This is a genomic window from Bradyrhizobium sp. 191 (assembly GCF_023100985.1).
Lineage (GTDB): Bacteria > Pseudomonadota > Alphaproteobacteria > Rhizobiales > Xanthobacteraceae > Bradyrhizobium > Bradyrhizobium diversitatis.
The window spans coordinates 1782065-1795569 of record NZ_CP064692.1 but is presented as its reverse complement, the minus strand read 5'-3'; the positions used below and the strand labels follow the sequence as shown (position 1 = coordinate 1795569).

General features: G+C 64.4%; 14 protein-coding genes. 5 read left to right on the top strand and 9 right to left on the bottom strand.

Features of this window, described 5'->3' with window-relative positions; genetic code table 11:
* Window positions 1–33: 33 nt before the first annotated feature.
* The 5 genes from folK to IVB23_RS08275 all read right to left on the bottom strand — a co-directional run bounded on the left by folK (window position 34) and on the right by IVB23_RS08275 (window position 2789).
* Window positions 34–525 (bottom strand): 2-amino-4-hydroxy-6-hydroxymethyldihydropteridine diphosphokinase, encoded by a 492-nt coding sequence (gene folK, locus IVB23_RS08295; protein WP_247803189.1) that lies wholly within the window; start codon window positions 523–525, stop codon window positions 34–36.
* Between the two features lies 1 nt (window position 526).
* A complete protein-coding gene (gene folB / locus IVB23_RS08290) occupies window positions 527–895 on the bottom strand; it encodes a dihydroneopterin aldolase (RefSeq protein WP_028176687.1) in 369 nt (122 codons plus the stop codon).
* Window positions 892–1752, bottom strand: coding sequence for a dihydropteroate synthase (gene folP / locus IVB23_RS08285; RefSeq protein ID WP_247803188.1), 861 nt, complete (start codon window positions 1750–1752; stop codon window positions 892–894). Before folP ends, folB begins: the two co-directional genes overlap by 4 nt.
* A 238-nt stretch (window positions 1753–1990) precedes the next feature.
* A complete protein-coding gene (locus IVB23_RS08280) occupies window positions 1991–2398 on the bottom strand; it encodes a DUF4332 domain-containing protein (protein ID WP_028176685.1) in 408 nt (135 codons plus the stop codon).
* 25 nt (window positions 2399–2423) lie between these two features.
* Window positions 2424–2789: a hypothetical protein gene (locus tag IVB23_RS08275; protein WP_061878025.1), complete on the bottom strand. Its 366-nt coding sequence runs from the start codon at window positions 2787–2789 to the stop codon at window positions 2424–2426.
* Between the two features lie 344 nt (window positions 2790–3133).
* On the opposite strand from IVB23_RS08275, the gene IVB23_RS08270 reads away from it, so the two are divergent.
* The 3 genes from IVB23_RS08270 to IVB23_RS08260 all read left to right on the top strand — a co-directional run bounded on the left by IVB23_RS08270 (window position 3134) and on the right by IVB23_RS08260 (window position 7776).
* A complete protein-coding gene (locus IVB23_RS08270) occupies window positions 3134–4753 on the top strand; it encodes a helicase HerA-like domain-containing protein (RefSeq protein ID WP_247803187.1) in 1620 nt (539 codons plus the stop codon).
* A 275-nt stretch (window positions 4754–5028) separates the two neighbouring features.
* A complete protein-coding gene (locus tag IVB23_RS08265; protein WP_061878024.1) occupies window positions 5029–6357 on the top strand; it encodes a glycosyltransferase family 87 protein in 1329 nt (442 codons plus the stop codon).
* A gap of 24 nt (window positions 6358–6381) precedes the next feature.
* The gene (locus tag IVB23_RS08260; RefSeq protein ID WP_247803186.1) at window positions 6382–7776 is read left to right on the top strand and encodes a M20/M25/M40 family metallo-hydrolase; all 1395 of its coding nucleotides are present in this window, start codon (window positions 6382–6384) and stop codon (window positions 7774–7776) included.
* Between the two features lie 369 nt (window positions 7777–8145).
* Here the strand turns inward: IVB23_RS08260 and IVB23_RS08255 are convergent, their stop codons facing one another.
* Together IVB23_RS08255 and IVB23_RS08250 are read right to left on the bottom strand one after the other, a co-directional pair.
* Window positions 8146–8925 carry a class II aldolase/adducin family protein gene (locus IVB23_RS08255; protein WP_247803185.1) on the bottom strand — a complete coding sequence of 260 codons (780 nt, stop codon included), beginning with the start codon at window positions 8923–8925 and terminating at the stop codon, window positions 8146–8148.
* A 207-nt stretch (window positions 8926–9132) separates the two neighbouring features.
* Window positions 9133–10782, bottom strand: a complete 1650-nt coding sequence (locus IVB23_RS08250) for a glycosyltransferase family 39 protein (RefSeq protein WP_247803184.1) — start codon at window positions 10780–10782, stop codon at window positions 9133–9135.
* Window positions 10783–11094: 312 nt separating this feature from the next.
* Here IVB23_RS08250 and IVB23_RS08245 point away from each other — a divergent pair, with 312 nt between their 5' ends.
* Complete coding sequence (locus IVB23_RS08245) at window positions 11095–11934, top strand: DUF308 domain-containing protein (RefSeq protein WP_247803183.1); 840 nt, start codon at window positions 11095–11097, stop codon at window positions 11932–11934.
* Window positions 11935–12081: 147 nt separating this feature from the next.
* Window positions 12082–12498 carry a MucR family transcriptional regulator gene (locus IVB23_RS08240; RefSeq protein WP_061878641.1) on the top strand — a complete coding sequence of 139 codons (417 nt, stop codon included), beginning with the start codon at window positions 12082–12084 and terminating at the stop codon, window positions 12496–12498.
* 4 nt (window positions 12499–12502) lie between these two features.
* Here the strand turns inward: IVB23_RS08240 and IVB23_RS08235 are convergent, their stop codons facing one another.
* A complete protein-coding gene (locus tag IVB23_RS08235) occupies window positions 12503–12931 on the bottom strand; it encodes a SufE family protein (protein WP_247803182.1) in 429 nt (142 codons plus the stop codon).
* Window positions 12932–12998: 67 nt separating this feature from the next.
* The gene (locus IVB23_RS08230) at window positions 12999–13442 is read right to left on the bottom strand and encodes a DUF5330 domain-containing protein (RefSeq protein WP_247803181.1); all 444 of its coding nucleotides are present in this window, start codon (window positions 13440–13442) and stop codon (window positions 12999–13001) included.
* Between the last annotated feature and the right edge of the window lie 63 nt (window positions 13443–13505).

The window sequence follows — 13505 nt, the reverse complement described above, 5'->3', positions numbered from 1 at the left end:
CGGCAGACCGTCCCTGCAAACGGTTGTTTTTGGTTAACCGGTATCCGGAAGCCGCTCAATGCCTTGCGTGGAGACGCTGGCGAGGCCGTCACGCACACGAATGCCTGAGATCACGCGGTCGGGCGCGATCTCGGCCAGCGGCACCAGCACGAAGGCGCGCTCGAACAGGCGGGGATGCGGCAGCGTCAGGTCGGGCTTCTGCAAGCTGACGTCGTCATAGGCGATCATGTCGAGATCGAGCGTGCGCGGGCCCCAGCGCCTCGCCTTCTCGCGCGTGCGGCCGAATTTCTGCTCGACTTTCTGCAGCACGAACAGGAGCGCGTGCGGATCGAGACCGGTCTCGATCTCGATGCAGGCATTGATGAAGGGATCCTGGTCCTCGTCGCCCCAGGGCGGGGTCGCATAGTCGGACGAGCGCGCGATCAGCGCCGCCTGTGCCATGCCGCAGATATGCGCGATCGCCTTTTTGAACGTCGCGCGGACATCGCCGACATTGCCGCCAAGTGCGATCAGCACGCTCGCCATGTCAGGGATGCCGCGAGCGTGTCAGCATGATGCCGACATCGTCGAAGATCGCGGCGATCGGCGCATGCGGCTTGTGCACCGTGATCTTCACGGCGCGGACGCGCGGAAAGTTCGACAGGATGGCGTCGGCCACGGCGCCGGCTGCGCGCTCCAGCAGCTTGTAATTGGTGTTCTTGAACGCCGCCGTCGTCGTCGCCACGACATCGGCGTAGGACACCGTGTCCGCGAGCCGGTCGCTGCGCGACGGCTCGGACAGGTCGGTATAGAGTTCGAGATCGATGACGAAACGCTGGCCGACTTCGGTTTCGTGATCCATCACGCCGTGGCGGGCATGGATCGACAGGCCGGTGACGAAGATCGTATCGGTCATTGCTTGCTCTCGATTGCATGCGCCACCCGCAGCGCCTGCAGGGTTTCGCCGACATCATGGGTCCGGATGATCTTGGCGCCGCGCTGCGCGGCGATCAGATGGGCTGCGATCGAGCCGGCCAGCCGCTCCGATGGTTTCGACGGCGACACCGAGGCGATGAAGCGTTTTCGCGAGGCACCGACGAGGATCGGCAGGCCGAACATGTCGAGCTCGCGTAAGTGCGCCAGCGCGGTCATGCTCTGCTCGACCGTCTTGCCGAAGCCGATGCCGGGGTCGAGCACGATCTTGTCGCGCACGATGCCGGCCTGCGCGGCGATATCGAGCGAGCGCCGAAAGAACGTCTTCATGTCCGCGATGATATCGATCGCGGGATCGACACTGTCGCGGTTGTGCATGACGACGACGGGAACGCCTCTTGCGGCGATCAGCGGCGCCATGTCGGGATCGCGTTGCAGGCCCCAGACGTCGTTGGCGATCGCCGCGCCATGGTCGAGCGCGAAGGCCACCACCTCGGCCTTCATGCTGTCGATCGAGACGGGCACGCCGAGCGCCACCACGTCGGCCAGCACCGGTTTCAGTCGTGCCAATTCGTCTGCCGCGGTGACCGGCCGGGCACCCTTGTAGGGCCGGGTGGATTCGGCGCCGATATCGATGATGTCGACGCCATCGGCGATCATCGCCTGCGCCCGCTCCAGCGCCCGCGCCGGTGCGATGAACGCGCCGCCGTCGGAGAAGGAATCCGGGGTGATGTTGAGCACGCCCATCACCGCAGGAAGCGACCGCTCCAGCAGCGTCCGCAGCGCATCAGGCCCGGCCGAGCCGGCCGGCGGGACGGGAGGGGAGAGCGAGGCGTTCATGCGGCCCGCTTTGCGCGGTCGGGCAGGGGGAGTCAAGCGGGGATGGGGTGGACGAGCACCGCTCTAGCACCGTCACCCCGGCGCAACGGCGAAGCCGTTGTCGCTGGAGGTGGCCGCTTCTTAGCGGCCCTCGAAGGGCGACGGCCCGGCGCTCTCCGTGCGGACGCGGCGGTGGCCGTGCATCCTTCGAGGCTCGCCGAAGAGGCGAGCACCTCAGGATGACGGAGAGGGAAGTGGGCTAATACGTGATCTTCGGCGGCAGCTTCTTGGCCTTCGCGATGATGTCGCCGACCGATTTCTCGGAAGGCAGGATGCGGACGAGCTTCTTCTTCTCGTTGGCTTCGCGCATGCTCTGGGCAAGCCTTGCGGGATTTCGATAGGCGAGCTCGCGCACGGTGGTGACGCCGGCGGCGCGGACCAGGCCGACCTTGGCCTTGCCCATGCCGGGAATGCGCATGTAGTCGGAGACGTTGGCCCATTCCAGCAGCGACTGCTCGCTGATGCCCGTCTTGGCGGAAAGCGCCTTGCGGCCCTTCACGGTCGAGGCCGCCTCGAGCAGCGCGTCGGTGGTGCGGATTCCTTGCGCCTTCAACTTGTTGGCCGCAAAGGTCGACAGGCCCTCAATCTCGGAGATTGGATATGTCATGACACTCGGTGTGAAATGCGTGGCTTCAGGCGAATTGGCTGAGGCCCGGAGTCCCAGCAATGATCTTGCCCATCTGATCCGCTCCGATTTTGTCTCGCCCGTAGCGGAAAAGTTCACGGGCGACCTTTTGAATATCGGACATGCCGAGTCCCAGGCCCATCAGGCGCGTGCCGACCGCCATCAAGCCGCCACCCATCAGCCGCGACAGGCCGCCGCCGCTCCTGGACGCCTCGATTGCAGCTTCCGCTCCTGGGATCTGGTCGATCAGGGCCTCTACGCTCTCGGAAGGACCCTCGCTGCGGAGGAATCCCAGGATAATGCCGACGGTCTTTTCAGCGACAGCACCATCTATGCTGGCGTTTGCCGCCAGCCGTCCGATCAGCTCGTCCATAAGGCCCCTCAGCCGGTTTGCACGCCGGAGTATTGCTTCCGAAAATTGATCTTGAGCCGGTGTGATGTGAAATTCAAGCGATGAACGCATGCGCGGTCGCGATTCATCCCCGAACGCGCGAAAGGTGTTGCAGCCGTGCACGAGCCGAGATCGAATCGGCAAGAAATTGCCGCGCTGCGAATACCTCGTTCCTACTTTCGGCTGATGTTGTCCCTTCGTGTCCGACAATGTCCCATGCTCGGGGCGCGCGTTGAATGGTTTTAATCGGTGCGCGACATGCGCTAAACTACGGAACTGGTGCATTTGAGTTTCAATACGCGAAACTCGGCAGAGAGATCAGAATAATGACCGCACAGGACAGCAAGCTCGGCGATACCGACGACAAGATTTTCGTCGGCAAGGGAAACGAGCAGGTATGGCTGACGCTGGCGCTCGCCAATCGCCACGGCCTCGTTACGGGTGCAACCGGAACCGGCAAGACCGTGTCGCTTCAAGTGCTGGCGGAAGGATTTGCGCGCGCCGGTGTTCCCGTATTCGCGGCCGACATCAAAGGTGACCTCTCCGGAATCTCGGAAGTCGGCGAGGCCAAAGACTTTATTCTCAAGCGCGCCGGCGACATGGGTCTCAAGTTTCAGCCGGACCAGTTCTCGACCGTGTTCTGGGACGTGTTCGGCGAGCAGGGACATCCGGTCCGCGCCACCGTCACCGAAATGGGGCCGCTATTGCTGGCGCGGATGCTCGATCTGAACGAGGTGCAGGAAGGGGTTCTCAACGTCGCCTTCCGCGTCGCGGACGAGAATGGCCTGCCATTGTTGGATATGAAGGATCTGCGATCGCTGTTGGATGCGATCGTTCCCGCCAGTGGCAAGAAGGGACCGGATGCTGAGGAAGATCCGTTAGCCGAGGTCCGCAAGGCCGCGCAGAGCTTCGGCAATGTCAGCAAGGCGACGGTTGGAACCATTCAACGCCAGCTGCTGGTGCTGGAAAACCAGGGCGGAGCGAAATTCTTCGGTGAGCCGGCACTGGAGCTGAAGGACTTCATGAAGACCGATAGCGACGGTCGCGGCATGGTCAACATTCTGGTTGCCGACAAGCTGATGGAGAGCCCCAGGCTCTACGCTACCTTCCTGTTGTGGTTGCTGTCGGAGTTGTTTGAGGAACTGCCTGAAGCCGGCGATCTGCCGAAGCCAAAACTTGTGTTCTTTTTCGACGAGGCGCATCTGCTGTTCAACGATGCGCCGAAGGCACTGATGGACAAGATCGAGCAGGTGGTTCGTCTGATCCGTTCCAAGGGCGTCGGCGTCTATTTCGTTACGCAGAATCCGATCGACGTGCCGGACAAGGTGTTGGCCCAGTTGGGCGGTCGCGTGCAGCATGCGCTGCGTGCCTTCACCCCGCGCGACCAGAAGGCCGTCGCTGCTGCAGCCCAGACCTTCCGGCCCAACCCGAAGCTCGACACGGCCAAGGTGATCACGGAGCTCGGCAAGGGCGAGGCGCTGGTGTCCTTCCTCGAGGGCAACGGCACGCCGTCGATGGTGGAGCGGGTGATGATCCGGCCGCCGTCGGCGCGCATTGGACCGATCACGCCGGACGAGCGCAAGGCCATCATGGCTGCAAGCCCGGTGAAGGGCAAATATGACACCGCCGTCGATTCCGAATCCGCCTACGAGATGCTCCAGAAGCGCATCGCCGACACCGCGGCCACGGCGGACAGTCCAGCGGGTGGAGGCGGCGGCATCCTCGGCCAGATCGGCTCGATCGTCGGCACCATCTTCGGCACCAACGTCAAGCGAGGGCGTCTGTCGACCGGCCAGGTCATTGCGCGGGACGTGACGCGATCGGTCACCAATCAGGTGATCGGCGGGATGGCCGCCAATATCGGCAAGTCGGTCGGCGGCCAGCTCGGCGGCTCGATCGGCCGCACGCTCGTCCGCGGCGCGCTCGGTGGATTGCTGCGGCGGTAGAGCATGATCCGGAAATGTGTGCAGCGGTTTTCCGAAAAGATCATGCTCAAATAATAACCTAAAGCGGGATGACGATTCATCCTAATCGCATCGCGCTTTAGGCAGGACGCCCGACGGGAAGGCAATTCGTCCGCCGGGCTCATCGACCTGTCCCTCGCTCGAGGGGCCGAACGTCGCACATATGCCGAACGTCGCACACATTCAGGTGAGGGGGCTCTCCAAGCCCCTGCGGGTCTGCTACGTCCTGTTTCGTCGCCGCACCGGACCCCCGCCCCGTGACCCCGCCCGCCCCCTTAGCCAAGCCTGATGCGCCGAGACGTCTGTCGCCGCGTGCGCCGCTGGATCTGCTTTTTCTGTTCTGCTGCATCCTCCTGACGGCTGACGTGCTCGTCCCCGAGATCTTCGGCCACGGCAAGACCAAGGATTACGTGCTCTGGTACTGGGCCGGACAGCAGGTCTTGCAGGATGGGCCGCTCTATCCTGCCACGGCCCGCGACTATTTCGACTTCATCTATCCACCGCTCCCCGCGATCCTGCTGGCGATCCCGAGCTGGTTCGGCAAAATCCCGCTCTATGTCGTCCTGTCGATCTTGAATGCTGTGGCTTGGTGGTACACCGGGACGCTCTCCCAAGTCATGGCCGGCTCGCACCGCAAGCCTGGACGCTGGCTGGAAGCGCTGCCGGTGCTGGTGACCGTGGCCTTCGTGTTCGACATGTTCGATCTCGGCCAGCCGAATCTCGTCCTGCTCGCGATGATGCTCTATGGCTTCTGGAGCCTGCGGCATCAGCGGGCGTGGCTCGCCGGCTTCCTGTTCGCGCTCGCCGCCGCCATCAAGGTGTTTCCGATCGCTGTGCTGCCGTATCTGCTTTGGCGGCGGAAGTGGGCCGCCCTCGTCAGCACGATCGCCTTCACCGGCATCCTGCTCTATGTCGTGCCGGCGCCGATCCGCGGTTTCGAGCGCAATGCGGCCGAGCTTGCGGTCTGGTATCAGGGCATGGTCGGGACGAGCTCGGAAAAGGGCTTTGGCCAGCGCGCGGAGCAGAACTGGTCATGGGTCAACCAGTCCCTCATTGCCGTCACGCATCGCCTGGTCCGTCCGATCAACTACAATCAGGACGATCGCAACAAGCCGCCGCGGACGATGAACGTGATCGACGTCGATTACCGGACGGCGAACTGGATCGTGCTGGCGCTGTCGGCACTGCTTGGGCTCGGCTTCGTCGCGATCATGCCGCGGGAGGCGCAGCGGACGGAACGCTCGGACGCCGAGGAGCTCGGCATCCTGTTTTGCCTGATGACGGTGGCCTCGCCGCTGGCACGGCAATACTACTTCATGTGGCTGTTCTTCCCGATGACGGTGCTGATGTATCGCGCCGCTTTCGACGCGCGGGCGCATGTGCGCCTGGGAACCTGGCTCGCCCTGGGCGCCGCCGGCATCCTCATGCTGCTGTCGCTGCCGTGGTTTCCCAAGGTCATCCAGGCCTGTGGCAACAACCTGGCTGCGACGGCCGTCCTCGCAGGGTGTCTCGCCTGGCACATCCGGCATCCGGCGGTTGCGGCTGGCCCCGAGGCCGCGCCGGCGTTAAAAGCGCAGACACCTTGAGACCCCGCAATCAGGAACACGACAATGTCCAACACGCAGCTTCAATCCGTGCTCGACCACATCGACAAGGATTTCGACAACAGCCTGGAGCGCCTGTTCTCGTTGTTGCGGATCAAGTCGATCTCGGCCGATCCGGCCTTCGCGGATGATTGCAGGGCTGCGGCCCAGCATCTCGCCAGGGACATCGCCAGCTTCGGTGTCGCGACCGAGGTGAGGCCGACCGCGGGCCATCCCGCCGTCGTCGGCAGGACCGGAGCGGGCGGGCGGCCGCACGTGCTGTTCTACGGCCATTACGACGTGCAGCCGGTCGATCCGCTCGATCTCTGGCACCGTCCGCCATTCGAGCCCGTCGTCGCGGATCATGCCGACGGTCGCAAGATCATCGTCGCGCGCGGCGCCGAGGACGACAAGGGGCAGGTGATGACCTTCGTCGAGGCCTGCCGCGCCTGGAAGAAGGTGACGGGCTCGCTGCCGGTCGACGTCACCTTCCTGATCGAAGGCGAGGAGGAGGTCGGCTCGAAGAATTTCGTGCCCTTCATCGAGGCCAACAAGCACGAGTTCAAGGCAGACTACGTGCTGGTCTGCGACACCAGCATGTGGGACAGCAACACGCCGGCGATCACGACCTCGCTGCGCGGGCTGCTGTATGAAGAGCTGAAGATCACCGCGGCCAACCGCGATTTGCATTCCGGCGTGTTCGGCGGCACCGCGATGAACCCGATCCGGGTGCTCACGAAAATACTGGGCGGCCTGTTCGACGACGACAACCGCATCACCATCCCCGGCTTCTATGATGGCGTGAAGGAGACGCCGCCCGACATCCTGGAGCAGTGGAAGAAGCTCGATTTCACGCCAGAGACCTTCCTCAAGCCGGTCGGACTGTCGCTCCCGGCCGGCGAGAAGGGCAGGCTCCTGGTCGAGCAGGCCTCGACGCGTCCGACCTGCGACGTCAACGGCATCTGGGGCGGCTATATCGGCGAAGGCTCCAAGACCGTGATCCCGTCACATGCTTCGGCCAAGGTGTCGTTCCGCCTCGTGCAGGGCCAGGATCCCGCGAGAATCCGCAAGGCGTTCCGCGATTACGTATCGGCGCGCATTCCCGGCGACTGCAAGGTCGAGTTCGGCGACCATTCCGCCGCGCCTGCGGTCGCGCTCGACTGGACCATGAAGCCGCTCGCCGCCGCCAGCAAGGCGCTGGCCGAGGAGTGGGGCAAGGAGACCGTGCTGATGGGCTCGGGCGCCTCGATTCCAATCGTCGCCGACTTCAAGCGCACGTTGGGCCTCGACTCGCTGCTGGTGGGCTTTGGCCTCGACGACGACAACATCCACTCGCCGAACGAGAAGTACGACCTGCGGAGCTTCCAGAAAGGCATCCGCTCCTGGGCAAGGATCCTCGCCGCGCTGGCGGAGGTGAAATAGAGACGATGCCTTAGTGCGTAGGGTGGGCAAAGGCGCGTAGCGCCGTGCCCACCATCTCTCAGTGATGACGAATAAAGAAGACGTGGGCACGCTGCGCTTTGCCCACCCTACGAGACCTTCATCCGTTGCGAAGACTCTATCCCCGTCATTGCGAGCGCAGCGAAGCAATCCAGAATCCGTCCGCGGAAGCAGTCTGGATTGCTTCGTCGCCAGCGCAAAATTGCTTCGCAATTTTGTCGCGGGCTCCTCGCAATGACGGGTGCGGCGACCACCGTCGCAAACAAAAACGCCGCCCGGGATTGGGTGGCGTTTCATTCCAAAAGGCGTAGAGGTTCGTTGGGCGCTACTCTACACCAGATCGCGAAAATCTCAAGACCTGTAGCCGGGATTGACGCGGTCGAGCTTGCGCAGCAGGGGCGGCCAGACGAGGTTGGTGGCGCGCAGCTCGGCGCGGTCGCGGTTCGACAGCAGTTCGGTGTTCTTGTCGATCGCGGTATCGTCGACCGGATAGACCGGCGTGCCCAGCGCGCGCGTGCGCACCTGCATCGAGCAGGCGCGCTCGAGGTGATACATGCGCTCAAAGGCGGAGGCGACCGAGCGGCCGACCGTGAGCGTGCCGTGGTTGCGCAGGAGCATGTGGTTGTGGTCGCCGAGATCCTTCTGCAGCCGCGGCCGCTCGTCGTGGTCGAGCGCAATGCCTTCATAATCGTGATAGGCGAGGTCGTGGGTGACGAGCTGGGCAGTCTGGTTCAGCGGCAGCAGGCCTTCGGCGCTGCTCGACACCGCGGTGCCGTCGAGCGTGTGGAGATGCAGCACGCAGATCGCGTCCTCGCGCACCTCGTGGATCGCCGAATGGATGGTGAAGCCGGCCGGGTTGATGCTGTATTCGCTCTCGGAAAGCTGGTTGCCGTGCAGGTCGACCTTGACGAGGCTCGAGGCCGTGATTTCCTCGAACATCAGTCCGTAAGGGTTGATGAGGAAGTGATGGTCGGGACCGGGCACGCGCGCCGAGATGTGGGTGTCGACCAGATCGTCCCAGCCGTACAGCGCGACGAGGCGATAGCAGGCGGCGAGATTGACCCGTTGCTGCCACTCCGCCTCCGTCATGTTGGACGGCACTTCCCTGAGGCGCGCTTCCGCTGGCGACATGGCTGGTCTCTCCGAAACATCGTTGTTGCGGAGCGGAAACCTAGTCTTGCTGCGGGCTGGCAGCAAGACGGCCAAAAGCGCGGCAGTTCAGCGTAGCCCGCATGAGCGCAAGGGATAGGCGGGGCTGCCCCGAAGGTCCCGGATGTATGGCGCTCTCCAGGCCACGGCTGCGTTTTTCTTGGGCAGCCCGGAGACCGGGGACAGAATTTACGGCGCCGGGATCGACAGCAGGCTGGAGATGCCGCGGCCGCGGATGTCGTAGACGCGGGCGAACACCACGTCGTCGCGCTTGATCTCGACCATGACGGGCGCGGTGAGGCCCTTGCAGTAGAACTCGCCGAGCGTCATGGCGAAATCGGCCGCGTTGGAATCCCACCCGATGGTGAAGTCAGGTCCGAGCGCGACCTGGGCCGGGCGTTGCGGACCGCAGACCGCGACCTTCCATTTGCGGTTGCTGGGCGGCACTTCCTGGCGCTCGACGAGCTGCTCGCGCAATTCGTCGGAGGCCTGCTTCAGGGCGAGGCCCCAATAGTCCAGCATGAAGCGGTCGTCGGCGCCGCGAACGGTCCCGGCGATGTGGTTGAAATGCGTGTATTGGTAGGGGTGCAGCCGGATCATCTCGGCGAGCGACAGCGCGAGGCCGAAGCAGAAGGTGGCGAGCACGACCGGCTGCCAGGTGCGGTGATTGGCGCGCAGGCGCTCCATGGCCCAGGCGAACGCGACGCCGCCGAGCACCGCCATCGGCGGGATCACGAAGACGAAATGACGGATGCCGTTGTACAACGCCGGGCGCTTCACCATCGCGATCGCGAGCGGCAGGGTCGCAGCCAGCGTCAGCATCAAGAGGATGGTCTTGCGGCGCGTCGGCACCCCGCGCCGCGGCAGCATGGCGAAGGTGCTGAACACGGCGCCGGTCGTCAGCACCAGCATCACCTCCGGCAGCTGCAGTGCGAACAGCGTCGGCAGATAGGACCAGGGCATGTCGGGCACCGACACGATCGCGCCGTCGAACATCTCCTTCCACGGCTTCTCGAAGAAATGCGAGAAGTAGGTCAGCGCATCGAAGGGATTGCCGGGCTCCATGATCGACCACGGCCAGATCAGGCCCATCACGAGGTAGCCGAGCACGAGGCCGGGCAGCAGCACATAGACGACATGGGCAAAGCGGCGGACCGACTCGCGCAAACCCTCAGTGCGCAGTTCCTCCAGCAGCAGCGGTATGAAGCCGAGCACGGCGTAGACGAGTGCGAGCCCGCCGAGAATGCGGCAGCCGAGCGAAAGACCGGCACCCAGGCCGACGATGAGGACCGTGCGCGGCGACGGCCGCGGATATTCCTCGGCGAGACGGACGAGGCCGAGCATCAGGATGATCATGGCCACCGCGAAGGGCGCATCCTTCGGGTTCATGAACATGTGGCCGTAGAAGATCGGGCAGAGCGCGAGCAGCAGGAGCGAGGCAAGACCCGCAAGAGGTCCGCCGACGCGGCGGCCGAGCCGCCACGTCACGGCAAGGCCGATCACGCCGACGATGGCCCCGACCAGGCGGCGCGTCTCGAACAGCTCGAGCGGGATGACCTTGTGCAGGAGGGCCGCGACCATGTCGAAGCCGCCGCCATACATGTAGAGATTGGCGAAGGAGAGCGCCGCGGTGTCCTTGAAGCCGGAACCGAACATGCGCAGCAGCAGGTCGGCGTATTCAGCGTGGGTGTAGTCGTCCCAGCCGAGCCCGTAGTCGCGGAACGTCAAGCCTGCGATGACGGCGACCGCAGCCAGCACCAGCATGGCGAGATCGTCGCAAGTCCGCTCGACCGAGCGCCGCAAGGGCGTGTCGATCACCGAAGTCGTGATGGATGTCATAGCGGTCGGTGCCCCGGGATCCCCTCTTGGCCCTGCCGGTGCGCGCGGGCCTGCTCCCCGGACTCCCTATAGCGCAGTTCCATTACCAAGTAATTGGGCATTATAGCTAAAATCCTGATGCGACGCAGCAATTCCCGTTCCTCGGAGGACCCTGAGCAGTACCGAGCCGGAGCTGAAGGGAATGTGAATAAGTCCCTGATTTCCTTTCCTTTAGGAACACCGCCTACAATTGGCCGTTGGCGTGGAACATCGTATGACGGTATCGTGGCGTAGCGGTTGTCGCGTGTGGATGCGCGGCCGGGGGTGAGTTCGATGAGCTTGGCATTGTTGATCGTGGGGATTTGCGCCCTCCTGGCGGGTCTCCTTGCGGTCATTTTCGGCCTGACGATCAGGGAATTCAGCCTCGGCGGAACTCTCATAATCTCCGGCGTCATCGGCGTCTGCTCCGGAATGTTACTGGTCGGCCTGTATCTCGTGCTGCTCGAGCTCAAGGGCATCGCTCGCCGGCTGGCCGCCGCGATCGCGCCGTCCGATGTTCGGGTCAGGCCCGTGCTGCCGGGCCTCGCCGTGTCAGGCACGGTCACGCCCGAGCCGGCGCCGCCGCCACCACCACCCGCAGGCCCGCGGCCGTGGCAGAGCGAAGCTGCCGCGCGCGAGCGTCCGCGGGTCGAGGGGCCGCAGGAAGCCGAAGCTCCTGCGCCGCCACCCGCCGCGGAAGCGCCGCGCCGGCGCAACCTGCTGTTCACCTCGACCTCGCGCAAGGAGCGCGAGCGCGCGGAGAAGGCCACCGAAGGCGCGGCGTCGCAGCCACCTGCGGAGGAGCCCGGTGAGGCGCCGGACCATCCGCCCGCGAGCTTTGATGCGGCCTGGCCGAGGCCGGATCGTATGCGCCCGCAGGAGCCGCCGGCTCCTCCCCCGCGCCGTCCGCCGCCGCGCTCCCCCTCGACCTTTGCGGAGGCCGCCCCACCGCCTGCACCCGAACCACCGCCGCCCGTCGAGCCGGCACCCGTGACCGTGCTCAAATCCGGCGTCGTCGACGGCATGGCCTATTCGCTCTATTCCGACGGCTCGATCGAGGCGCAGATGCCGGAAGGCATGATGCGCTTTGCCTCGATCGACGAGCTCCGCGCCCATCTCGACCAGCGCGGTTGAGGCTGCCGCGCATAAGTAAAGCAGCGCCGTTCACCAGTAATCAGGCACATCATCGTCCGTTATCTTATTTGAGCCGAATGTATTGTTGACATGGAATACTCCGGCGTCGTCAATCCCGTGAGACGCAAGGTGGAGGGAGGGCGGCCGATGTCGGACGCGGGGGCCAGGAATTTCATCGAGCTGACGGCAAGCATCGTGTCGGCCTATCTCAGCAACAATCCCACGCCGGCGGCTGAGATTCCGAACCTGATCAGCCAGGTGCATGGCGCTCTGGTGCGGGTGTCGTCGGGCCGCGCCGAGGCGGCGCCGCTCGAGCCCGCCAAGCCGGCCGTGTCGCTGAAGAAGTCGATCGCGCCCGATTATCTGGTCTGTCTGGAAGACGGCAAGCGCTTCAAGTCGCTGAAGCGCCATTTGCGAACGCAGTACAACATGACGCCGGAGCAATACCGCGAGAAGTGGGGCTTGCCGGCCGACTATCCCATGGTCGCCCCGAACTATGCGGTGGCGCGCTCGCAGCTTGCCAAGCAGATGGGCCTCGGACAGCAGCAGCGAAAGCGGAAGTGATTTCCTACGTCGCTTCCGCGAGCGCCTGTTTTGCGTCGGTCTTGATGCGCTCGACCATCGAGCGCAGGCCATTGGAGCGCTGCGGCGTCAGGTGATCGCGAAAGCCGAACTCGTTGAACACGGCGATCGCGTCGGTAGCGAGGATCTGCTGCGGCGTGCGGCCCGAATAGAGCGCAAGCACGATCGCAACCAGCCCGCGCACGATATGCGCGTCGCTGTCGCCGCGATATCTCAGGATCGGCTCGCCATTGCTGCGGTCGACCAGCTTCTGGAGCCAGACCTGGCTGACGCAGCCCTGCACCTTGTTGGCGGCGGAGTGTTCCGCCTCCGGCATCGGTTCCAGGGTGCGGCCGAGCTCGATGACATACCGGTAGCGGTCATCCCACTCGTCCAGAAGCTCGAAATTGTCCCTGATTTCGTCGATCGTCGTCATGTTGGCCCGTGTTCGCGTTCAGGCCAATATAGGGTTGCGAAGCCGTGAAATCGATAGGGTTTGGCCGCTAATTCGCTGGCCCTGGGCCGCGCCATTCCAGCGCGAGGTCGTCCTGGGTCAGGGTATCGCCCGGCGCCTCGCTTGCGGCACCGTTGCCTTCGCCGGCCATGGCGATCGAGCCGGTATGGTCGGGCGCCTTCTTGTCGGTCTTGTCGGTCTTCTCGTTCTTGTCGTTGGTGATCTGCTCTTTCTTGTCGTTGATGATCTGGTAGAGCTTCTTGGCGCCGTCCTGGGCCCGCTGGCCGATGATGGTCGCGGCCTGTCCGCCGACCTCGCAGGCGGCCGGCTGGCGCTTGCAGAAATGGGTCATGTCGGAGACGGCCGCAGTCGCAGCCTGCACCGCGTCGGCGGCGCCGATCTGCGGCAGCTTCTCCGATTCGGGCGTCTTGTCCCGCGGCAGGAGCACCAGCACCAGCCCGAGCCAGAATGTGATGCGAAGCAGAAAGCGCATCTTGCGACCTGTCCGTTAGATTCCGCCCGCGGCGATCTCCGCGGAAGTCGGACCTAGCAACTC

What these genes read in the sequence shown, in the direction of transcription:
- IVB23_RS08230 (WP_247803181.1), bottom strand. Translation starts at nt 13,442, where the DNA reads ATGCGCTTTCTGCTTCGCATCACATTCTGGCTCGGGCTGGTGCTGGTG.
- IVB23_RS08255 (WP_247803185.1), bottom strand. Translation starts at nt 8,925, where the DNA reads ATGTCGCCAGCGGAAGCGCGCCTCAGGGAAGTGCCGTCCAACATGACG.
- folP (WP_247803188.1), bottom strand. Translation starts at nt 1,752, where the DNA reads ATGAACGCCTCGCTCTCCCCTCCCGTCCCGCCGGCCGGCTCGGCCGGG.
- IVB23_RS08235 (WP_247803182.1), bottom strand. Translation starts at nt 12,931, where the DNA reads ATGACGACGATCGACGAAATCAGGGACAATTTCGAGCTTCTGGACGAG.
- IVB23_RS08240 (WP_061878641.1), top strand. Translation starts at nt 12,082, where the DNA reads ATGTCGGACGCGGGGGCCAGGAATTTCATCGAGCTGACGGCAAGCATC.
- folB (WP_028176687.1), bottom strand. Translation starts at nt 895, where the DNA reads ATGACCGATACGATCTTCGTCACCGGCCTGTCGATCCATGCCCGCCAC.
- IVB23_RS08250 (WP_247803184.1), bottom strand. Translation starts at nt 10,782, where the DNA reads ATGACATCCATCACGACTTCGGTGATCGACACGCCCTTGCGGCGCTCG.
- IVB23_RS08275 (WP_061878025.1), bottom strand. Translation starts at nt 2,789, where the DNA reads ATGGACGAGCTGATCGGACGGCTGGCGGCAAACGCCAGCATAGATGGT.
- IVB23_RS08245 (WP_247803183.1), top strand. Translation starts at nt 11,095, where the DNA reads ATGAGCTTGGCATTGTTGATCGTGGGGATTTGCGCCCTCCTGGCGGGT.
- IVB23_RS08270 (WP_247803187.1), top strand. Translation starts at nt 3,134, where the DNA reads ATGACCGCACAGGACAGCAAGCTCGGCGATACCGACGACAAGATTTTC.
- IVB23_RS08260 (WP_247803186.1), top strand. Translation starts at nt 6,382, where the DNA reads ATGTCCAACACGCAGCTTCAATCCGTGCTCGACCACATCGACAAGGAT.
- IVB23_RS08280 (WP_028176685.1), bottom strand. Translation starts at nt 2,398, where the DNA reads ATGACATATCCAATCTCCGAGATTGAGGGCCTGTCGACCTTTGCGGCC.
- folK (WP_247803189.1), bottom strand. Translation starts at nt 525, where the DNA reads ATGGCGAGCGTGCTGATCGCACTTGGCGGCAATGTCGGCGATGTCCGC.